Origin of the sequence: Methylobacterium sp. NPDC080182 (assembly GCF_050281105.1) — a bacterium.
GTDB lineage: Bacteria > Pseudomonadota > Alphaproteobacteria > Rhizobiales > Beijerinckiaceae > Methylobacterium.
The window spans coordinates 1-24911 of record NZ_JBNNWO010000035.1; the positions used below are offsets into that span (position 1 = coordinate 1).

Genomic DNA, 24911 nt, shown 5'->3' on the forward strand with positions numbered 1-24911 from the left:
ATACCCGCCTGGGTCATGCTCAAGGTCCTAGGATTACTCCTATGACCTCAGCCTCAACGGGCCAGCTCACAAGGCGCCCTTCGCCGGATGCGTACCGCCCAGCAGGCGGCCTCGATCAGCGCGCCGCCCGGCCGACGGCCCTGGTAGAGCCCGTTGAAGCCGGCATAGCCATCCGCCTGCAATACGCCGGAGAACGCCGCCAGATGCGTGAGCGGGCGCTTGCCCTTCCGGTCTGGCGAGGCGAAGAACACGGCCGCTGGCGGTCGCGCTCCGCCGTGGGGGCGCTCGTCGCGCACATACGCCCAAAGCCGGCCAGTTCTCGTCTTTTCCGCCCCGGGCGCCAGGATCGGTATCGTCGTATCGTCACCGTGCAGGATGTCTGACCCGGCGATCTATGCGCGAGCAGCCCGGGGCCGGCACGGCCGCGGGCGATGGCGTGGTAGGGCGCGGGAGCCTGCACCACGGTCTTCCAAGCTCGGCAGGAGAAGGCCTCGCGCAGGTGCCGCACCACCTTGAAGCGGCCCGGCACGTAGTCGAAGCTCTCCGTCACGTCCTCGCCGATCCGGCGGAGGCGACCGCCGCAGGCCGGGCAGGCGCAGGGGCCGGGATGAGCGACGGTCTCACGCGGCAGATGATCGGGCAACGGGCGGCGTGCCGGCCCTCGGCTCGGCAGCCCCTCCGGCGCCGGCAGTGCGAGCGGAACGAAGGGAGGCGGAGCCGGCAGGGCGGCCGCCCGCTCTTCCTCCCAGGCCTCGCGTCGCCAGCGAAAGAGGAGCGATGGCTTCAGGCCATGGCGACGCGCCACAGATGAGATCGACGCGGTGGTGCTCTGCGCCTCATCGAGGATCGCTCGCTTTTCCTCACGCGTCCACGAGCGAAGCGTGCCGGCTACGACGATATGGGGCGAGATCGTAGGTCCAGACATAGGGCGGATACAGGCCTTCGCGACAGCACTGTATTCAGGTCCAGGATCTCATCCCGCAAGGCGCCTGCCAACGAGCGCTTACTCTGGAGGTGCATCTTGTGCTCGACAACCTGAAGACGCACAAGACGACCTTGGTGCATGACTGGTTGGTCCAGCACCCGCGGTTCCACCTCCACTTCACACCGACGAGCGCGTCGTGGCCCAACCTCGTGGAGTGCTGATTCTCCGTTCTGAGACGGCGTCGGCTGCAGCGCGGTGCGTTCACCAGCACAGAGGACCTGGAGGTCGCAATCCGAGACTACATCACTGAGACCAACGCTCGTCCCGAGCCATTCGTCTGAACCAAGTCAGCCAACGCGATCTTGGTCAGTATCGCTCGCTTCTGCACACAGATTTCTAACTCAGAACACTAGTGCGGTTTGCTTCTGCGAGGTATATATCTTCGCATGTCTATCGCTATTAATAATCTCTCTCCTTGATGTTCAAAATCGAAAGACAGTCGATCAGAATGGGTAGTACCGCAAGGAGGTCAAGCCGGTGACGAGGTGGTTGGAAGGTTGGATCCCAGACGTCCCTCGGAACGCGTCACGCTCGGTGTAGGAGACCTGTGCTCCTGCCACAAGGCGCCCGTAGCTCCCCTTGTACAGGTCGTGCCAGAACCCGCCGGTGATCTGGCGGATGTCGCGGCTCTCCGCTTGGCAGGACCCGCTCGCCGCGCCCTCGACGTTACAGCTCGTCACCACGAGGGTGGGTGAGCCGTAGCCGGTGGTATTGAGCGCGCCCGCGCGGGAGGCGTGCTCCCAGCCGGCATAGACGTAGACGTCGGTGCCCGGCTGGACGTGGGCGACGGCGCCGGCGAGCAGCTGGAAGGCCGGGATCGGCGCGATCGAGCCGTCGGCCTTCAGGGCGAAGTCGGGCAGCTGCGCCGAGCCGTAGCGGCCGATGCCCTGGCCGACGAGGCCGCTGACCTGCAGGTCGAGACGCTTGTCGATCACCGGCAGTGTTGCTGCCCCGCCGATGCCGTAGCCCATCGCGGTGTCGGAGTGACCGGGAAGGCGCGTGGCCGCGGTAAGATTGGTGGGACTCAGCCGGTCGTCGAAGAAGCGGACCAATCCCTTCAGTTCGAAATGCCCGAATCCCGGTTCGAGCGCGACTTTGCCAATGATGTCGGGAATGCTGTTGTTCGAGTAGGTGGTCGAATTGTTCAGGAGGCCAGCGGCGTCGCCGGTGTTGTTGACGTTGACGATACCGGGTGCCGCGAAGGGGCTCGGCGGCAGGACGCTCTGGGGCGATTCTGCCGACAGGCCGGCCCACAAACCCGGAGCGATGTCCTTGACCACGCGCACCTGCGGATTGCGGGTCCAGTTGAAGCCCGGCACGTACTGCGCATCGATGGTGAGGGGGATTTGCTCTTTGAGCGGCACGATGCCCGAGGCATCGGTGGTGATTAGGCTCCAGGCCTGGCCGGCCAACACATGCCAGCCGGTGTCGAGGGAATCGACGGTGGCGAAGATCTGCCGCACGCGCGGTGTGTAGCTGTTGCTCTCACGCGAGTTCGAGGTCGTGCCGGCTGCCAGGAAGTCGATCTCGTAATAACCCGAGATCTGCAGCGTTGGCTCGACCTTAGCGGTGAACAGCCCGCTCAAGCGGCTCTGCCGGGCGGAGAAGCGGAACTCGCTCTCGCGGGATAGCGGGCTGCTGCGGAACGGGATGCCGTTGAAGTCAGTGGCGACGTCCGAGACCGTGTTGGGATTGCGGAAGATGCCCGCCAGCTCGACGAAGCCCCCCGGGGTGAAGCAGATAGCCGGCCCCAGCGCGTAGCTGCCGGCGTTGCAGACGAGATCGTTGGCGAGGATCACAGGCGTGTGCTCGCTCACCCCCGGCCGGGCGCCTCCGGGACCGCCGGCTTGCGCCACGCGCTGCTGGTGCTCGGTCCTGGCTGCGAGGCGCGCCTGCTCCCGCGACAGGACCCGGCGTTCACGAGCCTCGCCAGCGAGCGCCGCTTTTTGAGTACCGGCTTGGCGGCGCAAGGCGGCGAGCTCCTGCTGCATGGACTGCATCTGACGCTGCATCGCATCCATCCGGGCCGCCATTTCGATTACGCTCTGAGCGTGAGCTGGACGCGCGATAAGACAAGCGCCGAAGCCGGAAACCGCGATCACAAGAGCGCTCAACCGAAACATGGGTAGCATCTAAGTTTTGCCCAAAAGATGATCGCTCTGCAGGTTGCAAGCAAAATTCATCGCAAAGCTTTTCGGACATGCCACACGACGCCTTCATGACAAAGCGATAAGAAGATAGCTGTGTGGCCGTGTCATCTTAACGTCGCATCGGCTAGCCCTGATTTCAACTCGATCGAGCAGGCATTCGCGAGTCGGAAGGCTCTGCTACGCAGCGCGGCAGCCCGCACGATCCCGGAACTCTGGGCGGCGATCCGCCAAACCTTCACGCGCTTCACTCCGCAGGAGTGCCGCAACTACATCGCCGCAGCCGGCCACGCGAACGACTTGTGCGTCGCCACCTGACCGGGAACAGCTCTAAGTGGTAATCGTGGGAAACCGACTCCCCCCAACTCAATCGTTTCAGATCCAAGAGGCGACGCCCCTAGCCGAAATCGGTAACGGAGTCCGCCGCGATCCAGCACACAGGATTTTGCATCAAGCTTCGCCTTAATGCGTCGTACAAAAAGACGGCGCGTCCGTCGGCTGCACGATGAGTACCACACCCGCCAGTGCCCTGGATGCCTCCCATCCCGCCATCGCCACCGGGCGAAGCGAGCGGCTGGTCGCCTTAGATCAGATGCGGGGCTTTGTCGTAGGGCTCGTGGTCCTTCACCACGCCACGCTTGCGTACTGCATCCTCGTCGACACCGGCTACAGAGCGTGGGTGAGTGGTCCGCCCCCTTCCTCCTGGCCATCATCAGGTCTTTCCACGCGGCCACCGGCGTGCCGATGATCCTCAACACGAGCTTCAACGTCATGGGCAGGCCGATGGTGCACGACGTTGAGGACGCCGCCGGCGTGTTCCTGACCTCCGACATCGATGTTTTCGTTCTGGGGGATGCGCTATTCCGCAGGAGGCCGACCGCCTTGGCGTCCCGGGAAGGGTCTCCCGGTGAGCGGGCCCATCGGTTCTGGTCTGCGAGGCCAGCAAATTCGTTGGTGCACACCTATTCTCGCGCCTCGTGCTGGCGGGCTGACGATTGGCTGTTTAGCGAAGCGCAGAGAGTACTCGCAGCGGCTGGGCTGGGTGGATTCTTTCTCGTCCGCTTCCACTCGTAGATGAGGCAGAAGCGGACGTCCGAATGTTCGATCAATCTTTGCACGCGAGCGACGATAGGCTCGTGTCAGGCTGCCCGGACGGTTTCGAGGAAGCGGCTGACCTCGGCGCCGAGATGCTCGGATTGCCGCGACAGCTCGGTGGCCGCCGACAGGACCTGGCCGGCGGCCGCCCCAGTCTCCTCCGAGGCCTGCGCCACGCCCGCGATGTTGCCCGTCACCGCGTTGGTGCCCGCCGAGGCCTGCGCGACGTTGCGCACGATCTCCTGGGTCGCCGCGCCCTGCTCCTCGACAGCCGCCGCGATCGAGGTCGCCACGCTGTCGATCTCCCGGATCCGGCCGGTGATCCCGCCGATCGCCGTCACCGCCCGCGCGGTCACACCCTGGACCTCGCCGATCTGGCGCGCGATCTCCTCGGTCGCCTTGGCGGTCTGCTCGGCCAGCGCCTTCACCTCGGAGGCCACCACCGCGAAGCCCCGCCCCGCCGCGCCGGCGCGGGCCGCCTCGATCGTGGCGTTCAAGGCCAGCAGGTTGGTCTGGCCGGCGATGCCCGAGATCATCCCGACCATGTCGCCGATCCGCGCGGCGGTCTGGCTGAGCGCCTGGACGAGGTGGGCGGTCTCGTCGGCCTCGCCCACGGCGGCCTGGGCGAGGTGGGTCGAGCCCTGCACCTGCCGGCCGATCTCCTGGACCGACGAGCCGAGCTCCTCGGCGGCGGCCGCGACGGTGTTGACGTTGGCGGCTGCCTCCTCCGCGGCAGCCGCCACAGTGCTGGACTGCGCAGCGGTCTCCTGGGCGGTGGCGGTCATCTGTTGGGCGGTGGCCTGGAGCTCGGTAGCCGAGGACGAGACCAGGCCGACGATGCCGCCGACCGCGCGCTCGAAGCCGTCGGCGAGCTCCATCATACTGCGGCGACGTTCGGCGGCGGCGGCCTCGTCCGCGAGCCGCTTCGCCTCAGCCTCTTCGACGGCCTTGCGGGCATCTTCCGCGGCCTTGCGTGCGACCTCGGCAGCGACCGCCTCGTCGGCACGACGCTTGACCTCGGCCTCCTCGGCGGCCTTGCGGGCGACCATGGCCTTGATGCCCTCGACCGCCTTGCCGACGGCGCCGATCTCGTCGCCGCGGGCCGCCTCCCGAATCTCGGCGTCGATCTCGCCGCGGGCCATCCGCTGCAGAACGCCGACGAGGCTGCCCAGCGGGCGGGCGATCCCGAAAATCACGATCAGCACGGACAGCGCCATGGCGCCGAGAAGCCCCGCTACGGAGGCGCCTATCAGCAGCCGCTCGCTCTGCGACACTGCTTGTAAGGAATTGTCACGCGCCTGCCGCAACTCTCCGGTGAGACGATCGACATTCTCGCTCAGCGTGCTCCGGATCTTGGTGCGCAGGTCATCGCTATCGACCAGCAACAGCCTAATAGCGGCTTCTTTCTCGTTCTTGAGACCCAGAGCGCTTGCACGATCCTGGAGGCCGAGGAATTCCTGAAGAAGTCCTTTGATCGCCAGATTGTGTGCGTTGCGCTGGGGAGAGTCGGCCATCGCACCCAGAGAATCGATTTCGTCGAACGCGGCCTTCCATGCGGCGTCCCAGCGAGCCTTGGAGGAAGTCAGATCCTTCTCGCTCGTCTGAATGATTATATTTCTTGCTTGAATAGCGGTCTCATTAATGTGGGATCGGATGCGCAACATCTTCTCCAGGCGAACAGCATCCATATCGACGATGATGCGCGTCTGATCTGCGAGCTGGTGAAGCCCACTGATCGCATAGGATATCAGTCCCGCAGCGACGGCTGCCATGATCAGGAGCGGGACAGCCGCCTTGAGCAGGATTGGTGAGTTGCGCAGCATATCGGCACCGGAGTTCATGTCTAAAACGCTCCGGGTATGAATTATGATACCTAATTATAAGTTAACGAGCAAATCGATCCGTCCTAAAATCAATATCAGATAAAATCCAGAGTCGGATGAAACTATTCATGATCGAAAATCGCACTGTGTCGAATGCGATTTATATTCGTCAGCTTTTGAGCATATTGGGGAGCTCATTCGGTCGCCGCCATAGCAAAGCAATGGGCTTTCAGGTTCTGGCTCCAGCGAACCGTGCCTTGCAGCATCGGGGGCCCCCGTGCCGGTGTCGGGTGCCTTTGATGCCAGCCTCGGCGGATGACGCTCAGGACGATCAAGTACCCACTGCCCGGCTTCTGTCAGGTCCGGTCTCCGGGGCGAGAGCCGGCGCGGCCGGCGTCTACGACCGCGGCCTCCACGACCGGAGAAGAGCCATGCCCCGAGTCAGTCGGCTGAGCACGCTGTCACGTTCATCTTGCCGAATTATTCCCGTCTTAGAGCCAATCCCGGGCTGATTGCGACGGGTTAGCCGGTGGCGGGTTGACGGGTGAAGGAGCATGCCGATGCCTTCACCTTTGTCCGTCGACTTACGCGAGCGTGTCGTGGCTGCCGTGGCGGCAGGAGCCTCGTGCCACCGAGCTGCGGCTCGCTTTGGGGTCAGCGTCTCCAGCGCCAGCCGCTGGTCGCAGCGCTCACTCCAGGAGGGCCATGTCGCGCCCAAGCCGATGGGCGGCGATCACACCTCGAAGCGCATCGAGGCGCATGCCGCGCTGATCCTGGCGATCTCCGAGCAGGAGCCACGCCTCTTCCTACGCGAGGTGCGCGACCGGCTGGCTGAGCAGGGCATCCAGACCAGCACGAGCGGCCTGTCGCGCTTCTTTGCCCGCCACGGGATCAGCTGGAGAAAGGGGCGACATACGCAGCTGAGCAGGAGCGTGCGGACGTAAAGGCTGCTCGCGAGGCGTGGTTCGGGGCGCAGCCCGAGCTCGATCCGGACCGGCTGGTGTTCCTGAACGAGACGGCGTCGGCCACCAACATGGCGCGGCGCTATGGTTGGGCACCACGCGGCGAGCGCTGCCGGCTTGCAGCCCCGTTTGGCCACTACAAAACCACGACCATCACCGCCGCCCTGCGCACCAGTGGGCTGTGCGCGACCGCGCTGCTGGACGGTCCCACGAACGGCAGGCGCTTCTGCCGCTACGTCACCGAAACCCTGATCCCGGCGCTGCACCCGGGCGACATCGTCGTCATGGACAACCTGCCAGCCCACAAGGTCACCGGCGTGCGTGCGTCGATCGAGGCCGCAGGAGCGCGGCTGCTCTACCTTCCGTCCTACAGCCCTGATTTCAACCCGATCGAGCAGGCCTTCGCGAAGCTGAAGGCGCTGTTGCGTAGCGCGGCTGCCCGCACGATCCCGGATCTCTGGGCGGCGATCCGTCAGGCATTCATGTGCTTCACTCCGCAGGAGTGCCGCAACTACCTCGCCGCAGCCGGCTACAAGGACGACTTGGCCGTCGCTATCTGACCGGGAACGACCCTAGATGGGACGCAAGCCGCGTCTCGGGCGGAAGGGGCGCCATGGCGAGATTTGACGCTTCTCAATGGCGCTTGTCGAGGGGTACTCAGCCGGTGGGCAGTGCCGCGACCGCCGCGAGCCCCGACTTCAGCGCCGCCTCGCGCTGCTGCGGTCCGAGCGCGATGCCTTCGGCCACCACGACCTCCGGGTTGGTGATGCCGATGAAGCCAAACACAGTGCGCAGGTAGGTTTCGGCATGTTCGTAAGCCTCGTGCGGCGTACCGGGGCCGTAAAGACCACCGCGCGCCACCGTCAGGATCACGCGCTTGCGACCCGCCAGGCCTTCGGCACCATTCGGGCCATAGCGGAAGGTCTTGCCGGCGACGAGGATGCGGTCGACCCAGGCCTTGAGCTGGCTCGGGATCGTGAAGTTGTAGAGCGCGACGCCGATTACCACCGTATCGGCCGCCAGAAACTCTTCAAGCAGGCGGCCGCCGAGCGCCAAATCCTCCTGCAACGCTTGATCGTGCTGCACATCCGAATTCTGTCCGGCCAGATAGGCGCCCGTGAGATGCTCGATCGGCTGAGCCACGAGGTCGCGATAGGTTTCGGTAAGGTCGGGATGTGCGGCCTTGAGGTGGGCGACGACGGCAGCCGACAGCGGACGACTCACCGAGTTATCGCCCAGGATGCTGGAATCGATGTGAAGGAGCCTCATGCTCACTCCCCGCTAGAGCGGTGTTAGAAGGGAAGTAGAACTTAAATCGGAACTACCCCGCACCGCAAGATGGCTCATTCATGCAACTGGAGCACATCGAGGGAACCTAATCCTCCCTCGGCTTCGCGGTTCTCCCGCACTTTGCGTGGATTAGGCAGCGAGGAGCACGCGGCGGCGGAGGAGTGCGAAGCTGGCGCGGCCGCACATGGTAAGCTTAAGCATCTTCAGCCGACTGATCTGCCCTTCGGCCTGGGCGTTGCTCCAAGACGTCGTCAGCGCCGCCCGAACCGCCGGCCCGTCCTGTGCCAAGCCAGCTGCGAAGGTCTCCAATGCCGCGACACCGCAGGTGCGCGTCTCTGAGAGCCATCTGTCGAGCTCGCCGGCCGGATCCACCGGTCGGTCGCCATCCAGGCCGCAGGCACGAGCCAACATCGTGAACCATCGCGCCAGGTCGGCGACGCGTGCTGCCTCGGCATCCTGCCGGATGCGAGCGAGGTCGGCCGCGGCACGGGGCGGCAACATCTTGATCGGCTGAACCAGGGTCCAGGCCAGCTATGTCATCCGATCCGACCGCCCCACCGGTGCACGGCGAGATCCTGACCGGCGTTCAGCGGCGACGGCGCTGGTCTACCACTGAGAAGATCCGCCTCGTCGAGGAGAGCCAGCAGCCCGGCTCGTCCGTGTCATTCGTCGCCTGCTGCTACGGCATCTCGCCGAGCCTGCTGTTCTCGTGGAAGCGGCGCATTGAACGGAGGATGGCTGGTTCATCGTAGCCCCCAGGAGCGAAGATGAAACAGACATCCGGGCCGGCATGGAAGCCGGCAGAAGCCGTGATCAAGGATATCCGTCGGTCCACACGTCGGCAGTTCTTGTCCGAGGACAAGATCCGCATCGTGCTGGAAGGCCTGCGCAGTGAGGACAGCATCGCCGAGTTGTGCCGGCGCGAGGGCATCGCCAGCTCGATGTACTACGGCTGGTTCAAGGCGTTTTTCGAAGCCGGCAAGAAGCGGTTGGCCGGCGACACGGCTCGGGCAGCGACCGCCGACGAGGTCGACCGCCCCTCGCGGCCCAGCCGGGTGTGGAACCGTCTGCCGCTCGAGCTCCGCGAGCAGATCGTCACCCTCGCGCTGGAGGAGCCGGAACTCAGCCCGCGCGAGCTGGCGGCGCGCTTCACCGATGAGCGGCGCTACTTCGTCTCGGGAGCGACCGTCTACCGCCTGCTCAAAGCTCAGGACCTGATCACCAGCCCGGCCTACATCGTCGTCAAGGCCGCCGACGAGTTCCGCGACAAGACCACCGCGCCAAACCAGCTTTGGCAGACGGACTTCACCTACCTGAGCGGAGTTGCTGTTTGAGGTCTTCTCGCAGCGCTACGAGTGTGGCTTGACCGTGGTGACCTCGAACCTCCCGTTTGAGGACTGGACGTCAGTTCTGGGCTCGGAGCGGCTGACCGGCGCGCTGCTCGACCAGCTGACCCACCACGTCAGCATCCTGAGCCTGAACGGCGACAGCTACCGCCTCAAAACTTCCCGCAGCCGGCGCGGCCGGGCCGAAGGGGCGGAGCAAAACCAGGCCACCGCCGATCCTCACGACCCCGAGACGGGTGAGATCCCGCCAGCCTGACCTTTACGATCGGCGACGAACGAAGAAGGGGCCCGATCGGGCCCCTTCCTCGTTCAGGCTGCACGTTGCCAGTGGCCTGTTTTTGTTCCGCCACGGCGGCCTGGAATTGGTCCGCCCTTTACAGTGGTGCTTGCGAGCAGGCTATCTACGAGTTCGACTGCGTCCGATCGCAGGATGAGACGCACGCGGGCCGAGAAGCGTATATTCAGCGGATGCATTCACGACGGTCGACTCAGCTTGCACCAGTCGACTCTTTAGGCGCAGCCATCAATGCGCTGTTCGTCCGGACTAATTAAAATTCGCCCTCGGCAACGCGGATAATTGAGCGGCGCCCGTTTAAAAGGGCAGTGAATGTTCAACGAACTGGTGGCAAAGCCTCTCGGAATATGCAACCTCACGTTTGCCACTTCGACAAAGGCGCGGCCGAATCACAATTCGGCCTATCCGAGGCAACGCGCGAGGCGCCATGACTGGACGCGGTCAAGGGAATGCTGCCGGTAGAACGCCCATCAACAACGGCTCGACCTCGATTCGGCTTACGCGGCGCGGGGTTCTCGGCGGCGCGGCCTCCCTCGCCGCCGGGCAAGTGCTCGCCGCGCCCGCTGCCTCGGACCTCGCGGATTATCGCCTCGTCTACGTTGACGAAGGCAAGCGCGACGAGGTCGCCCTCGTCGACGGGAGTGGGACGACGCTCCTGAACTGGCAGGCCCGCACGTTCGGCGTGCAGGCGTATTTCGCCATCGAGCGGGAGAGCGTGCGCGTTCCACGGCCCTCGGACCTGGGCGAGGTCGAGAATGGCAAGGAGCGTGGGGATGTGTACCGCCCCAAGACCTGGCGGCTGACGGTCCATCGCGCCGCCCTCCCCTCTCGGAAGGCTCGGACCTTCACGATGAGGTTCGTCATCGATCGTAGGGACGTCAATGCCCCGTGGACGATCGGGCTCTCGTCGGAGGGCTGGTGGGACGGGGGCGAGGCGGTCCGCTTCGCGTCGATGCCCCTGTCGTCCTTCCTTGAGGGACAGGTCGGCGCCGCGCGGGGCCTGGTGGCGAAGATCGATGCGCGGCGGGGAAACGCGATTCTCAAGGGCTTCTTCGGACCGCGCATCGAGGCCAGCGGGGGCCTGCGCCTCACGCTGGCGAGGGACCTCTCCTGGCAGGTCGAGCCGCAGGACGTGCGGGAAGGCGGGCTGTACATTCTGCACGTCTTCCTCACCTTCCGGACCCTGACCGTTCGCCGTGTCTTTTCGAAGAAGGATGAGGTTTCCTGGAAGGAAGACCCCTCGCTGAAGAAGTATTCAGGGCGCCAGGACACGAGCCCGCCCTTGCTGTTTGATGCCGAGGCTCCGGCATCCGTGCAAGGCGCGAAGCGGTCGTCCGAGGGCCTGTACGGCACGGTCGGCAGCATCTCCGCCACGGATGCCTTCCCGATTGTCGACCGGCCGGCGGGCCGGCCGCCAGTCATGGGTTTCGAGTTGGGATCTTTAAGCGATCCGGGGGCGTCGCTCGCGGCCAGCTTACGGCTGAGTGGAATTGGCCCGGCCGATCTCATCTCCTGTCTCCAAGCCGCACTCCGGCACTGGGGCGACCCGGACGAGACCGTGGCGGGCTGCATCTACTCTGGGAATGGAAGGGGCGTCGGCACCGTCTCGGTGAGCACGGGCGAGAACGGGCGGAAGCAGGTCGAGGCGGCATTCACGGTCTCAAGCCTCGAGATCGTGCGCCAGTACCGTGCCGACGCCGCAGCGATCGTCACTCGGTTCCGCTTCCGCCCGGCGGCGAAGGAGCACCATGTCGAGACGCGGCTCGGCGGCTTCGTCGTTGCCGCCCTCCCGACGCTGAGCCCGAAGCCGGGCCGCGCCCCGGAGACCGCCCCGATCGAGGTCGTTACCCACGACGAGGGCGACACTCGCCGCATGAGGGCCTTCAGCGCCCGCCATGGGCTATATGGCGCGGCCATCCCGCTGCCGGAGCGCACGGGCGCCGACCCGGACGGTACGGACGGACAGCGCCATACCGCGCGCCTCGATTTCGAGGGCGCGGAGGTGTTTTTCCATATTCCCCGCCTCGCCGCGCCGCCGCCCGGCTCGGCGGATGCGCTCATCCCGATCGGCCTGCCGGGACGCAGCCCGAGCGCGGGGGAGATCGCCCTCGACCGTGCCCGGCTGACTGTGCTGCGACCCGTCGATCTCTTGGCGCTCAAATTCCGCTTCGCCGACCTTGTGCTGACGTTGCCGTGGCGAGGCGGCGCACCCTCCCACCCGACGCTGGCGCCGCGAGGCGGGCGCTCCAGCGCCCGGGCCGCCCAACCACACGGCCAGTCGGCCGAAATCCCCGCACGGGACGGCCGGCCGCTCCTCGTGGTCGAGTTCCCGCCGCAGCACGTTTTCGAGCAAGCCTATTTCCGTCAGCGGGACGAGCCGGTCGAACTGCCTGGGATCACGCCCGCCGATGACAAAAAGAAAGACTTCAAGACCGCCGTTGCCATCCTGAATCGGCCCCGGCGCTGGCGGGGGTGGCCGGCGGACGGAACGGTCGCCGACGACCGGATCGCGGCCCGCAAGCGGATACAGGCCCTGCCCCGGCAGCCGGGCGACGCCACGCTTGCCGCAATCCTGGACGAGTTCCTGAAGACGTTCGCGGTGCGGGCTCAGGCGCTGGGCCTCCCCAAGGAGCAGAGGCTCTATGTCGGCCCGGGCTTTCTCGATCCCGATGCCCGTCGTCTCGCGACCGAGCTGTGGCGGTCGCTCAGCAAGCCCACGACACCGCCCGAGGCCAAGGCGCCGGACGTGATCCTCACCCTGGATGTTCGGCGGGAGGTCCTGAAGCGGGCCGGGATCGAGAAGGAGAACGACTTCTGCGCGCCGGATGAGACGTTGCCCATCGCGGCGCAGGACGCGCTCCTGGTCGAGAAGGACCGGCGCGATGCCGCCTTCGCCGATTTCCGCCTCCGCTACGGCCGCCTCTACGGCGAACTCATCGCGCCCCCGTCGGCCCCCGCTCCCCACGCGCCTAACCCGGCCTTCTCGGTCTATCGCGGTCGCGCCTGGTACAAAAAGGTGCGGGCCTCGATCTGGCCGGAACTCGCCACGCTCGTCGCCCAGGCCTCATCCGTCATGGAGTCGATTCCGGAGGTGACGGAGGCGCGTTTGTCCGGGCCGAGCCGGATCGCCTTCCGCATCAATCCCGACGATTACCAGCCCGAGCGGGCCGGCGGCGGCATCCCCTACTCTCTCGAAGGCCTCACCGATTGGGGCAGCATGGACATGGCGGTGGTGCGGCGGGCCGAGCGGCTCCTGCAGCAGCCGGTCGAAGGCCGCCTCCCGCCCCGGTGGCAGCGCGAAATCGTCCTCGACAATGCGGCAGCCCTCGCCTTCCAGGGCCTCAGCCGCGCCGACCGCCTCACGCAGGCGGCCGACGCGCCCGCACCCGGCGATCCCGCCCGCCCGCCAAGCCGCGTCTCCGCCGCGGTGCGGCTGGCGGAAGTCCACGGCGCGTCCCGCGCCGCCCCGGACCTGTTCGAGACGGCCCTAGAACTCCCCGCGCGGTTGTTCCTGTCCCCAGCCCAGACGGCGACGTGGAAGACCACCTCCCCCGGCATCCGCCGGGCGCTCGCCGCGCTCCCGCCCCTGTCCAGCGCGCAGGCTCACCCCGCCGGGCTCCCTGCCGCGCAGCCCCGCGCGCTCTGGACCGCCCGCCTGTTCGAAGCGGGCACGGCGGGCGGTGTACGAGCGATCTGGTCGCCGGACTTCCGTCCCGAGGCCCTGCTGCCGCGACCCGCCGAGGATGGACCGCCCGAGGCACGGGCGGCCGGCGCACCGCCGCGCGGTCCGTGGAAGCCCTGGGCGATCCGTCGCTCGCTCGGCGGAAGGAGCCCGGCCGGGGATCTCGCCGAACTCGACGGGCAGCGATTCCGCAACGGGCTCGATGCCAACGACCGGCACGAACTCGTCGTGCTGAGCTCCGTCCCGGGGCTTCCGGTGGTGGGGCGGCGCGGCCCGAAGGGCGAGCTCGACCGGAAGGGGAGCCAGATCGATCCTCCCCCAGGCTTCCGGCTCGCCGACCTGAGGCTTGAGACCCTCGACGGCACCGCTGGCGCTCCCGACACCCAGCGCGATTACAGCGCCATCTACGATCCACGCGAACTCTCGGTCAGCGAGTTGTCGTTGAGCGCCCTCGGGGGCAGCCTCAACCTCGACACCGCCTTCGTCCCCCCGGCCTCCGCCCGCCGGTGGAACGACACCGACCTGTTCGACGCGTTCACAGTCGAGCGGTGGCGCCAGCGCACGGTGCTCGGGCGCGATGTCCTGGTGGAGGTGGTCTACAAGGGCTTCCTCTTCCCGCTGGGCCACGGCGCCAGCTTGGTGAAGCTAACGGAACGGACCTTCGTGAGGGTCGGGGACACGCCAGTCGCGGTCCAGATCCAGCGGATGTTCCTCAAGGTCGGCGATCCGGTGAAGGCCTACCCGGCCCACGGTCAGCCCAATCGGGCCCGGCGCTGGCCCTGCGCCGGAATCGAGATCCTCACGGTCACGACACCGGACCTCGTCGATCCCACCGGCGACGTGCCGGATAGCCCGAGTTGCGGAGATCCCGGCGCCGTCACGGTGGTCGCCAGCGGACGGCTGGATTTCCAGGGCGGGTCGCCCGGCCTGTGCTTCTGGCCGCGCACGGCATCCCGCGACGGGGCCGAGGTTTGGTTCGAGATGCGCGTCTCGGGCGAGGCCGTCCCGGTGAGGATGCCGATGATCTTCGCCGACAACCGCGCGATCAACCACGCGCCAACGATGAAGGCGCTCGTCGCGTACTACAACACGGAGTTCAAGGACGGAGCCGCCACGATGTCCTCCCCGCTGCGCGACGGCAGGACGCTCGACCGCCGCGGCCAGCCGGTGGTGATGGGGCTCGAGAAGAAACCGGGTGACACCACCTACGAGACCGCATGGTGGCGGTTGAAGGCCGAGGGTCGCGAAGACCTCGCGGTGACGGGCGGCGATCCCTTCGAGATCAACAACACGCTCTACGAGCGCACCCCGCTCATGGTCGGTCAGGACCAGCCGCCGTTCTACCCGCTGGTCGAGCGGGCCAGATGCCGTCTCACCCAGGTGGAGCGCCTCACGGGGCAGGCTCCGATCTGGGTCGAGACCGCCTACGACCCCTTCTACGTGCGTGAGGGCTTTCCCGACGACCCGAGCTTCGTGACCGCCGGCATCGGGCGAAACACACCCGAGGCCTTCCTCGTCGTGACGAGTTCCGTCGAAAAGATGACCTTCGCCGGACGCGGCAATCTCTCGGGCTCGGTCGCGCATCCGGAGATGAATATCGTCGCGATCTCCCGGACCTACGGTCCGCTGAGCCAGAACGGCGATGAGCCTCTCAGCAGTAGTGGCGTTCTCCCTAAAAAAGACACCACGGTTCCCGCTCCCGTCCGCTCCTATTCCAAGCCCAATGGCCAGAATGCGTTCACGACAACGCCGCGCCTCCCGCAGGGGGAGGCGCCCGAGGCGTCCCCCTGCTTCTTCAGGGACATCCTGCCGAACAACGCCAAGCTTCTCGGAATCGTCCCCCTCTCCCTGATCCTTGACATCGCCCTCGACCAGATCGCGGACAAGCACCCGAGGCTGCGCGAGGTGGTGGACTACGGCTCGCGGGAGATCACCGAGGGCGCCCGCGAGGCGCGGGCGATCCTCCGCGACACGGTCATCCAGCCCATCCTCGATCTCGTGAAGGCGCTTCAGGAGAAGTGGGCCGCGATCGCCGTGCAGCGGCAGGGCGGCGAGGTGAGCCTGGCCAAGGCCTTCCCGCAAATCGGGTCGGACCTCGACACCCTCGGCGAGCGGCTGCGGAAATGCCTCGCGGCGGGGACGAGCGACGCGGCGTTCATGGCCGACCTAGCCGAGGCCCACGAGGCGGGCCGGCGCCTGATGCGCACCATCGACACCATCGCGCAGGATCCGCTCGCGGCGATGTCCGACGAACAGCTTGGCGCGCTTCGGGACATCAAGCGGCGCATCGACGCGATCATCGCCGAGGCGAACGACATCGTCGCGGGTTGGAAGGCATTCCCCCAGACGCTGCTCGACGCGCTCGCCGCCCGCCTGATGAATGCGGCATCGGATGCGATGCGCCGGTTCGTCGTGACGGTCCCGATTCCCGCCGTCGACTCCGGTGTTCGGGACAAGGTTCAGGACAAGGTCGACGAGGCCGTGAGAAAGGCGCTCTGGAAGACGCTCTACGGCGAAGCCGAAGCGTCCGCGTCGGTGTCCGTTCGTCTAGACGGGCTTGGACAACGGCTGACTGCCTTCCCGATAATCTTTGCCGATAAGCTGCAGGACGTTCTCAACGCTGGCGGGATGACCCAAGAGGTCAAAAACGCCCTCGAAGCCCTCCAGTCGCGTCTGACAAACAAGACCCTTGCGGTAGCGGCCAAGGCCATCGACGCGGTGCTCGGCGGCGTCCCTCAGAGCAGCCTCCGCAGCGATCTCGCTGACTCGCTCCTCACGCCGGCGATGGAGCCATTGCTGGCGGCCATCGGCGTGAAACGGCTGTCCGAGGCGCCGGCCCGGATCGATGCCATCGTCGCGGTCACGAAGGCGGGCGATTCCGGCGATCCGGTGGGGTTCCTCAACGAGCTTGCCACACTCGTCCCACCATTGGCCGCCCTCCTAATCGAGATCGAGCGGACGCCCGCGATCGCCAAGGTCAAGGAGGCCTGCGGGCAGCTCAGGACCGCCCTCTCGCAGGCGGCGGACGCCTTCCTGCCGCGCGACAGCGATCTGGATGGAATCGCCACCTGTCTCGGGCGGATCGAGACTTTCGCTGGAGCCGACGCCTGCACGCTCAGTCCGGCCACCAGTTTCAGCCAAGAGGCGCTGAAGACGCTTTTGTTCCTGCGAGAGGCCGAGAAACTTCTCCCGACCCCTGAAGATGCAGCGGGCATCAAGAAGGCCCGAGAAGCTCTGCAGAGCGTGGCAGGTTTGCTCGCCACCGCACTCGCGGAGCTCGCGGCATTGCGCCGGGAGCTAGGCGCGGCACTCGCCGCATCGCCGAAAGGCTGCGCCCTGCCTGCCATCGACGGGGTGGCGGACACGAAACGTCTAGCGGCGGCGCAGGGGATTCTGGTTCGAGGCGTCGCAGCCTTTGCGACGGAGAGCGGTGCCGCGATCACCGTGCTGCGGGATCGCCTGCTCGACCCGGCGGCGACGGACGCCTTCAGAACCAAGGCGACCAAAGCCATGGCGGCTCTCCTCGACCTTACGGCGGGAAGCATGCGGGCGGCGATCATCGCGACCGTGCGCGAGACGACCGATCCGGCAGTAACGGCAACCGCGGACGCGCTGACCACCCTCGCCGACACCCTCAAGCCCGCCCTGCCGACGGTGGCAGCGGACCTAACGAGCGCCGCTACTATGGTGCAGATGGCTGCCACGGCGGGCACCGGGACGATCGACCAAGCTCGGGAGGTCATCAAAAACTCGGCCGAGAGGCTGAAGACGGCGGCGGCGAAAATCCGGTCGGCGAAGGACGATTTGCAGGCCCGCGTCGCGGACGCGCTCGTCGCGCTTCCCGAGGCCGTGGCGGCGCTGCAGGAGGATCTGACGCTCAAGGTCCTGGACGAGGTCGAGGGCGCGGTTCTCGACCGCCTGACCCGGCTCGCGGCCCAGGCGGAGGCGCAGTTGGACGGCCTCGCCGACAACGCCGCCACGCTGCTGCGGCCCGCGCTCGAAGGACTGGACACCTTCTACGGCGCCGCTCTGGCAAGGCGGGCCGAGATCGAGGCGAGCATCTCGAAGGCCGAGAGCGATTCGCCGATCACCAAGGCGCTCTTGGACGGAGTGAGGAGCCAGCTCGGAGTCGATTCACTCCTGCAGGTGAAGCGGCCCGGCATCGGTGATCCGGCGAAGCCGGACGACGACCTGCTGGCCTACGAAAGGGGGCTGATCGCGAAGGCGGCGGATGCGAGCGCGAAGAATGACGGCGCGGGCACCCTGGCATCTCTCGATGCCCTGGCGAAGGTCTGGAGCGCCGACCCCGCCCTTGTGACCATCGTCAAGCGACTCGGCAGCATCGACGCCTCCTCGCTCCGCTTCGCGGTGGTGCGTGCGCTGGACCTCAAGGCTTTCCGGGATCAGATCGAAGACCGGCTTCGCGAATTGATCCCGACGCGGGCGCGCCTTTCCTACGACTTGGGAGGGGACCTGAAAGCCTTCCCAAGCTCGGGCAAAGCGTTCCTGGAACCCGGAAAGGGCGCGAAACTGACGCTTGGCACCCGCGCCGAGATCGACCTGCTCCAGCTCGACAAGAAGCCCCCCACCGTCACCGTCGTTGGCGAGGTCGGGCCGTTCACGTTGAGCCTCCTGCCGATGTTCGAGGCAGTGAAAATCAACTTCCGCGGGCTGACCTTCACGGCGGCCTCCGGGCGCTCGCCGGATTTCAACGTGCGCTTCGGGGGGACGGAGATCGGTCGCGACGCGCAGTTCCTCCAGCAGCTTCAGGACTACCTCTCGCCAAAGGGCGGCGGCCTCAAGGTCGCACTTTCGAGCAACTCGCCAGGGATCGAGGCCAGCTACGGCGTGAATCTCGGGACCTTCGGGGTCGGGGCCCTCAGCTTCTCCAACGTGGTGCTCTTCGCCGGCGCGGTGCTCCCGTTCGACAACAAGCCAGCGGCCTTCACGATCTCGATCGGTCGGCCGAGCGCTCCCTTCCTGATCTCCTCCACGATCTTCGGCGGCGGCGGCTATCTCGCCCTCACGACCGAGAGCAACGGCCAATTCAAGTCCTTCGAGTGTTCGTTCGACTACGGTGGGGTCGCCGCCTTCGGGTTCGGACCCCTGTCGGGCCAGGGCCAGCTGACACTCGGGATCTACATTCGGTTCGGGGACAATCCGCAGCTCGGCGGGACCTTCATGGCCCGGGGTGCAGCCTCGATCGCCTGTTTTGGCCTCTCCACCTCGCTGTTCGTCAGGCTGAAGAAAGATCCCGGGGAGAAGAACGGCTCGCTGACTGGCGAAGCAACTTATTCCTTCTCGTTCTCGCTCGGCATTCACGACATCACCTTTTCGGTGAATGTCTCGAGCGACCAGGGCAGCAGCATGGGATCGAAGGACGTCGCCCTCTCGTCCGATATTCTGCCGCCCTTCGCCCGCGTTCGATGGGCCAAGCTGGGGGAGGAGTCCCTAGGGGAACCGCCCGCACAGACCAACAAACCGCATCTGCGCGTCGAAGGCCCCTCGCGAAGCCGCAAGGCCAAGGCGTTCCGCCGCTACTTCGACCCGGAGCTTGTTCCGAGCCAACCGATCTGACGAGGGCGCCATGCTGCACGACACGCATCCGGCCAGCCCGGACACGACCGGAACCATCCCCGCATCCCCCGGCGCCGACACCGCCTCCACGATGGTCGGCATTGGTGTCCGCATCGTCCCTGCCGGCACCGTGGTGTACGGCGGTCGAACCTTCGTGCGCGCGGCTCTCCTGCTCTCGCCGGTAGACCCGACACGCGGGAGCTTCGGGACGCAGGTCGCACTCGAGAATTGGCCCGCGGCCGTCGAGGCGCTGATGGGCGATGTCGACACCTTCGAGGGGAGCCCGGTCAAGGTGATCGTCGCGCCCGCAAACAAGGAGCATCCCGAGCCGACGGCGGCGGAGGGGATGCCGTCGGCTCCCGCCGCCGTACAGGCTTGCCGCGCCCTGTCCTACGACCGCCTCGGCAGCGAAAGGAGCAACACCGCGACCTTTGAAGCTTGGCGGAAGGAACGCAAGCAGGACGTGGCCACGACGGTGACGTTGTGGCAGGCGCTGCTCGGCCCCAAAAGCGGCGGGGACTGGGCGGCGCTCGGACGAGTCATCAAGCCGCAATCCGACACACTCCTCGACCAGCTTCAGCGCAAGCCCGTCTCCGGGGCCACAGGCGCTGCCCCGGAGACCACGCTTGCCCCGGCGACGCCAGGCGGACCGGCAACCACGGCACTGCCCTCCCCTCTCCCGGCGGACGCCCCGGCCGTCCCGGACGTGGCGGCCACGGGCCGGGGCGAAGCGGCGCTGCTTCTGACGACGGAGCGCGCCCGGTCGCTGCTCGAACGCCTCAAGGCGCATGCGACCGGCGGCAAGGCCGCGTCGCGCCCCATCAACCTTGCCTACGAACCGTTCGACCCACTCGATTGGGGACGGGGATGGCCGAGCTGGGCTGGTCCCATTCCCAGCCTCGTGCGGTATGCGAGCGCCGGGGCAAGCGATGCGCCGCTCGCGAAGCCGCAATGCCTCGAGGACAAGGTGCTGGCCGACAACCAAGCCACCACGGACCGATGCGCGTGCCGCCGCCCAGGCGACCTGCCGACATGGCTGGGCACCGGCGCGGCGGTGCTGAAGTGGGGCGCGGGTGGCCCCGTAGCGGACCTATCCTGCGCGGTGGATACGGCGATCCAGCGCCACGAGACCGCCACTACTTTTCGCGAGACGGCGGAGGCTCGAAAAGCGGCGTCGAATCCGCCAACGATCACGGACGAGCCCGCCGCCGAGAACGCCGCACGGCTGCGGTTCGTGGCTATCCAGTCCCAGCCGTCCCTGGCGCGCCTGTTCAACCTCGTGGTGGATGTCCTGATCCCGTCCGAGGCCTTCGGGACCGGCCAGAGCCCGCGCTTCGCCTACGTCACCGCCTTTCTCGGAACGACGGGAGGCAAGAGCTGCGTCTGGACGGCGACGAAGCTCAGGGACCGCCCCAAATCCGATTCGGTCTCGGCTGTGTCGCTCTCGGATGCCTGGGTTTGCACCCGCAGCGAGATCGAGAAGGCGCTCGGCGCGACGCCGGGTCCGGACACGCTGTTTGATGGGCAGGTCGAGGTGGTGGACGGCTTCCTGCCCCTCGCTTGCGAAGGGACGCATGACGGCGTGGTCGATCACCGTTTCGACCTCGTGTCGATCGACGTCGCTCAGGCCACCGACAACCGTTCCACCGCACTCCTGGGCGGTGACGCGCAGGGCCGCCAGATGCTGACGCTGCGCACAGCCGGGCTCGCGGTGTTCGACCACGGCCGGCGCGATGCCGCCGTCGACCAACTGAAGCGCAGCATGGACCGTTCGAAATCCGACGGAGCGACGGGGGAGCCTGTCCGGATCGTCGATGCCGCCGACCTGACCGTGGGCTACCGGCTCGACGTGGGAGTGCGGCCCGTCGACAAGCAAGGCAAGGTCGCTCCGAACCCGGCTTGGCGCGACCTGTGCCGCCGCACGATCACCTTCGGCGATCCGACCGAGGAGGCGTCGTCCCCTACCTCGGCGAAGACGCTCGGCCGCCTCCTCGCCCACGCGATCCCCCGTTCTGCCGACCGCGCCGCCTTCGATTCCGCGACCCTTGTCCTTCCCGCGCGCCTCCAGGACCGGAAGGAGGCCGGCAAGCCGGCCGGGACGACCGCCTTCGTCGACGAGACCGTCGCGCAGTGGCCGGGCACGCCGCTGGGGGTCGATACCGACGCGCGCCCGGTCGCGCTCGATAAGGCGGGCGCCCTCCCCCTCGCCCAGACCTACGCGCTCGACCGGCCCGCCGACGGGGCCGAAACCGGGCCGTGGCGGATCCCCCGGCTCGTACTGGGTTGCGGTTATCACGTCCGGCTGCGCAGCGTCCTCGCGGGCGGCATCGTGCGTCCCGTGGCCAGTCCAGCCGGTCTGCCCCTCGATCCGAAGCTGGCCCTCCCGGCGGTCGACGCAGGTGCAAGGCGCCATCTGCGACACGAGCGCATCGAGGCGCCCATGCTGGCGACACCGCAGCCCATGCTCGACCGGCCCCTCGACGGCGTGCGCGACGGCCCCCGCGAGGGCGGCACCACGGTCGTCCTGCGTTCACGGGTCCCGAAAGATCCGGTCAAGGCCCGGTCGGATGTGGAGGCCACGCATGGGCGCTCGGTCCGAATTGTCGTCCCGCCTACCGTCCCAGCCGCGTTCGTCGAGAGCCACAGGCTCAGCCTGTCCGCCGACGACCCGGTCGTGACCTATCGCGACGACAAGGGCAGGACCTGGGAGGGCGCGCGGGACGGGCTGCGCGACGTCGATTTCGACCACGAGTCGCAGGGCGGCTTCCCGGTATGGACCTTCGAGCCGAGCTCCGATGGCCGGCTCGACCGGGGCGAAACTCCTCAGGCCGCGAAGCCGAACGGAGACAGCGTCTTTCGACCACGCCTCTCCGGCAGCGCCGCCCGGCGCCTGCCCTACTACCCCGAGCCGCTGGCCGATTACCTCGTCCTTCAGATCCGGCGCACCGGAGGCGATCCGCTTCCCGGAGTGCCCCTGATCGTTCCCGTCCGGGGACCCGGCGTCGTCTACCCCGATGTGCGCCCCATCGCCATCGAGGTGGTGGCCAGGTCGAGATCCGGCCATGAGGCGAGCCACGAGCGGGTCATCGGCGTCGAGGCCGAGACCGGCACGCTGTTGCGCGGCAGCGACGCGATCCAGTCTGGCAAGCGTCTTGCGGCGTACGCCATCGATGCTCAGGGATCGCTGACCCGGGGGAATGCCAGTCCCGGCCGGAGCGTCGCGGTGACGCGCGTGCGGCTCGACCTCGAACCCGGCGACACGTTCGATGTCGAGCTCTGGTTCCTGCCCTCCCGGGATGACCTCGCCCGCTATTTCGACGTGGTGGAGACCGCCACCCTCCTCAGCGTCTACGACCCGAAGACCGGAAAGGTCCCTGGAGACGACGCCGCCCTCGCGGCCGGGATCGCCAGCTGGACCGCCGAGAAACCCGAGATCGTCGCTGGGCGCCTGAGCAAGCAGGTTCGTGGCGCCCGCGTCTCCACGCTCGGGCAACGGAGCCTCCCGGGTGAGGCGATCCGCACGCTCAACGACAGCGTCTACGACATGGCCTGCCGCATCGCGACGCCCGAGATCGCCGCCTCGCTGACCCTCCATGCGACCCACGCCGTGGATCGGCCGCTGGCCGTGCCATCGGCCTCGCTCTCGGTCCAGCGTCTCAGCGTGGACACGCGCGAGCAGGTCCTCGATGGCGCGACACCACCCGCCGACGATCAGTTCGGCGCCTCGGGTGTCCTCGTTACCGGGACCGTCACTTTCGACCAGGCCACGACGGGCTTCATTGAAGTCGTCGCGACCGGGGCCGGGCTGGTGAGTGGTTCGCTCGATCGTTCCGACGACCTGAAACGCAGTGCGGACCAAGTCGTGCGCGGCCTTTGGCCCATCGATCCCGCGTCCGGCGGCCCGAAGCGGCCGACCGAGGTCTACGGCTTCGACATCGCCCCGGATGGGACCGTCACGTTCCCGCAGGAGCAGGCGGTGCTCCTGCGGATCGATTCCGCCACCGGAGCGTGGCCCACGACCGATCTCCTCGAACTGCAACGCCTTGCCAAGAAGAACGCGCAATCTCTTCGGGCGACCTATCCCTTTGAAGTGGGCGACACGCGGGCGCGCGTGCTCGACCTGCATCTGCGGGCCGGCTCCCGGACCAGCCCCTATTTCCGCGAGCCGGAGACGGGCCGGGTCCTGCCTGCCGACGCGACCCTTCAGGAGGGGCCGTCTCAGCGGGTCCCGTTGCGGTCGACGAAGGCACCGGCCCAGCTCGTGACCCGGACCATCCTCCCGTCCACGCGCCTCATTCCCGGCCCACGGCAAGCGTGGATCTTCGAGCTGACGCAGCAGAGCCTCCTGTGCCTCAGCTGTCGTCGCCCCGGCGCCACATCGGGCTTCGCGGAACGGATCGGCGTCGCGTTGTGGCCGCCGGATCTACACCTGAACCGCATCGCGGACAGCAACAACGGCGTGGAGCGCGACTACGACACCGGCACGCTCAAGATCCTCTCTAAGCTTCTGCGCCGGGATATCGACATGGGGGGATTCGCAGACGAGGATCTCGGCCCGGGAGGTGCGTACGTCACGCGATGGGGCCGTGACCCGATCAAGGGCGGTCCGGGTCCGCAGGGCTGGCTGATCCCACCGGCCGCGTTCCCCGGCCTGAGCAACGCCAAGCGGATGGGTCCCGGCGTTTCAATGGATATGCTCTGGGACCCGGTGGCCAGTCCCGACGAGGAGATGGTCTACGTTCCGCGCGTGAGCCTGCGTCTTCCCGCTGAGTCGGCCGAACGGGCGGCCCGCGCGACCACCCTCGAAGTCGCCCTCCTCACGTTCCGGCCGCGCTTCGACGCGGATGAGGAGACATGGTTCGTCAACATCCCCATCGACACCTTCGGGGTGCCAGAGCCGTTCGTGCGCCTGGGTCTCGTGCGCTATCAGCCCTTCGCCGCGCCCGACCTGCAGCTCTCGGACCCTGTCGTGGAATGGGCGCAGGTAAGGCCTGGGCGCCACGTGGTCGCGGAGGTGTCGCAGACCGAGCGGAACGTGGTGAGCGTGACGGTGACCGGCGCGGGCGCCCTCCGGTCGGCCACCGAGGCGGACGGACACGATCCGACGCGCCTCTCATGGTGGCGCCAGCGGCCGCTGATGCGCATCCGGCTCCTGCGACGCAGCGTCGACGGGACCGAAACCCCGGCGCTTTTGGCAGAATCTGGGCCGTACGGACGCCAGGAGGGGCGCAGCCCGTGGGCGGAGTGCAGCTACATTCCCGCGACCCAGGACGAGTGGACCCGCTATCTCGTCCTGTCCAACACAGTGAAGCCGAAGCCGGCCGGCGCGGCCGGCCCGACGCAAGAGCCTGTCCGGCTTCCCACATCCTGCGCCATCCGTCCCGAACCGGATCCCGGCGGCGCGGGGTCCCTGCGCTGGTGCGCGAAGTTCCGGCTGGCACAGGAGCCGTTGGCCGATCCGGAAGCCGTGTATTCGGTGTTCGTCGAGGAGGTGGAGGCGATGCGTCCGGCAACCTATCATGCGGAGCCCGTAGACGAGACCGCCGCCGAGTTCGCGAGCCTCGACCAGCTGGAGATCTCGGGGCCACGTTTCGCGGCCCGACTGGAATTGACGAAGGCCGTGCCCCGAAACGGGCAATGAGGACGAATCCGCGACGCAGGATCTGGTGGCCTCATCAGTTCCGGTGAACCTCAGCGCGAACGCGCCCT

Annotated in this window: 8 protein-coding genes and 7 pseudogenes; 9 read left to right on the forward strand and 6 right to left on the reverse strand. The window is 67.3% G+C overall.

The window, feature by feature from the left end; all coding sequences use genetic code 11:
- Window positions 1-155: 155 nt before the first annotated feature.
- A pseudogene (locus ACQKQD_RS32255) lies at window positions 156-658 on the reverse strand (IS66 family transposase); the annotation flags it as partial.
- 72 nt (window positions 659-730) lie between these two features.
- Window positions 731-925: pseudogene (locus tag ACQKQD_RS32260) on the reverse strand (transposase); the annotation flags it as partial.
- A 32-nt stretch (window positions 926-957) separates the two neighbouring features.
- Between ACQKQD_RS32260 and ACQKQD_RS32265 the strand changes: the two are divergent.
- Window positions 958-1338: pseudogene (locus ACQKQD_RS32265) on the forward strand (transposase).
- A 90-nt stretch (window positions 1339-1428) separates the two neighbouring features.
- Here ACQKQD_RS32265 and ACQKQD_RS32270 read toward each other — a convergent pair.
- Window positions 1429-2997 carry a hypothetical protein gene (locus ACQKQD_RS32270; RefSeq protein WP_427510731.1) on the reverse strand — a complete coding sequence of 523 codons (1569 nt, stop codon included), beginning with the start codon at window positions 2995-2997 and terminating at the stop codon, window positions 1429-1431.
- A gap of 264 nt (window positions 2998-3261) precedes the next feature.
- Between ACQKQD_RS32270 and ACQKQD_RS32275 the strand changes: the two are divergent.
- Both ACQKQD_RS32275 and ACQKQD_RS32280 read left to right on the forward strand, forming a co-directional pair.
- Window positions 3262-3450: pseudogene (locus ACQKQD_RS32275) on the forward strand (IS630 family transposase); the annotation flags it as partial.
- A gap of 147 nt (window positions 3451-3597) precedes the next feature.
- Window positions 3598-4206, forward strand: a complete 609-nt coding sequence (locus tag ACQKQD_RS32280; RefSeq protein ID WP_427510732.1) for a carbamoyltransferase C-terminal domain-containing protein — start codon at window positions 3598-3600, stop codon at window positions 4204-4206.
- 65 nt (window positions 4207-4271) lie between these two features.
- On the opposite strand, the gene ACQKQD_RS32285 is transcribed toward ACQKQD_RS32280, so the two are convergent.
- Window positions 4272-6050: a methyl-accepting chemotaxis protein gene (locus ACQKQD_RS32285; protein WP_427510747.1), complete on the reverse strand. Its 1779-nt coding sequence runs from the start codon at window positions 6048-6050 to the stop codon at window positions 4272-4274.
- 560 nt (window positions 6051-6610) lie between these two features.
- On the opposite strand from ACQKQD_RS32285, the gene ACQKQD_RS32290 reads away from it, so the two are divergent.
- Window positions 6611-7572, forward strand: a protein-coding gene (locus tag ACQKQD_RS32290; protein WP_427510733.1) for an IS630 family transposase whose coding sequence is annotated in 2 segments (ribosomal slippage) — window positions 6611-6950 and window positions 6950-7572 — 963 coding nt in all. Because the reading frame shifts where the segments join, the coding sequence is not laid out codon by codon here.
- A 97-nt stretch (window positions 7573-7669) separates the two neighbouring features.
- On the opposite strand, the gene ACQKQD_RS32295 is transcribed toward ACQKQD_RS32290, so the two are convergent.
- Complete coding sequence (locus ACQKQD_RS32295) at window positions 7670-8281, reverse strand: FMN-dependent NADH-azoreductase (protein WP_427510734.1); 612 nt, start codon at window positions 8279-8281, stop codon at window positions 7670-7672.
- Between the two features lie 150 nt (window positions 8282-8431).
- Window positions 8432-8833, reverse strand: a pseudogene (locus tag ACQKQD_RS32300) (ISL3 family transposase); the annotation flags it as partial.
- Window positions 8834-8835: 2 nt separating this feature from the next.
- On the opposite strand from ACQKQD_RS32300, the gene ACQKQD_RS32305 reads away from it, so the two are divergent.
- The 5 genes and pseudogenes from ACQKQD_RS32305 to ACQKQD_RS32325 all read left to right on the forward strand — a co-directional run bounded on the left by ACQKQD_RS32305 (window position 8836) and on the right by ACQKQD_RS32325 (window position 24843).
- Window positions 8836-9054, forward strand: a complete 219-nt coding sequence (locus ACQKQD_RS32305) for a transposase (protein ID WP_427510735.1) — start codon at window positions 8836-8838, stop codon at window positions 9052-9054.
- Between the two features lie 15 nt (window positions 9055-9069).
- A pseudogene (locus tag ACQKQD_RS32310) lies at window positions 9070-9627 on the forward strand (helix-turn-helix domain-containing protein); the annotation flags it as partial.
- Window positions 9620-9904, forward strand: a pseudogene (locus tag ACQKQD_RS32315) (ATP-binding protein); the annotation flags it as partial. The pseudogenes ACQKQD_RS32310 and ACQKQD_RS32315, both read left to right, overlap by 8 nt.
- 466 nt (window positions 9905-10370) lie before the next feature.
- Window positions 10371-19202, forward strand: coding sequence for a hypothetical protein (locus ACQKQD_RS32320; RefSeq protein ID WP_427510736.1), 8832 nt, complete (start codon window positions 10371-10373; stop codon window positions 19200-19202).
- A gap of 10 nt (window positions 19203-19212) precedes the next feature.
- Window positions 19213-24843 carry a hypothetical protein gene (locus ACQKQD_RS32325; RefSeq protein WP_427510737.1) on the forward strand — a complete coding sequence of 1877 codons (5631 nt, stop codon included), beginning with the start codon at window positions 19213-19215 and terminating at the stop codon, window positions 24841-24843.
- Window positions 24844-24911 lie beyond the last annotated feature (68 nt).

Bases quoted from the DNA above. Each gene is read 5' to 3' on its own strand.
- ACQKQD_RS32270 (WP_427510731.1), bottom strand. From the start codon at position 2,997: ATGCAGCGTCAGATGCAGTCCATGCAGCAGGAGCTCGCCGCCTTGCGC.
- ACQKQD_RS32280 (WP_427510732.1), top strand. From the start codon at position 3,598: ATGCGTCGTACAAAAAGACGGCGCGTCCGTCGGCTGCACGATGAGTAC.
- ACQKQD_RS32285 (WP_427510747.1), bottom strand. From the start codon at position 6,050: ATGCTGCGCAACTCACCAATCCTGCTCAAGGCGGCTGTCCCGCTCCTG.
- ACQKQD_RS32295 (WP_427510734.1), bottom strand. From the start codon at position 8,281: ATGAGGCTCCTTCACATCGATTCCAGCATCCTGGGCGATAACTCGGTG.
- ACQKQD_RS32305 (WP_427510735.1), top strand. From the start codon at position 8,836: ATGTCATCCGATCCGACCGCCCCACCGGTGCACGGCGAGATCCTGACC.
- ACQKQD_RS32320 (WP_427510736.1), top strand. From the start codon at position 10,371: ATGACTGGACGCGGTCAAGGGAATGCTGCCGGTAGAACGCCCATCAAC.
- ACQKQD_RS32325 (WP_427510737.1), top strand. From the start codon at position 19,213: ATGCTGCACGACACGCATCCGGCCAGCCCGGACACGACCGGAACCATC.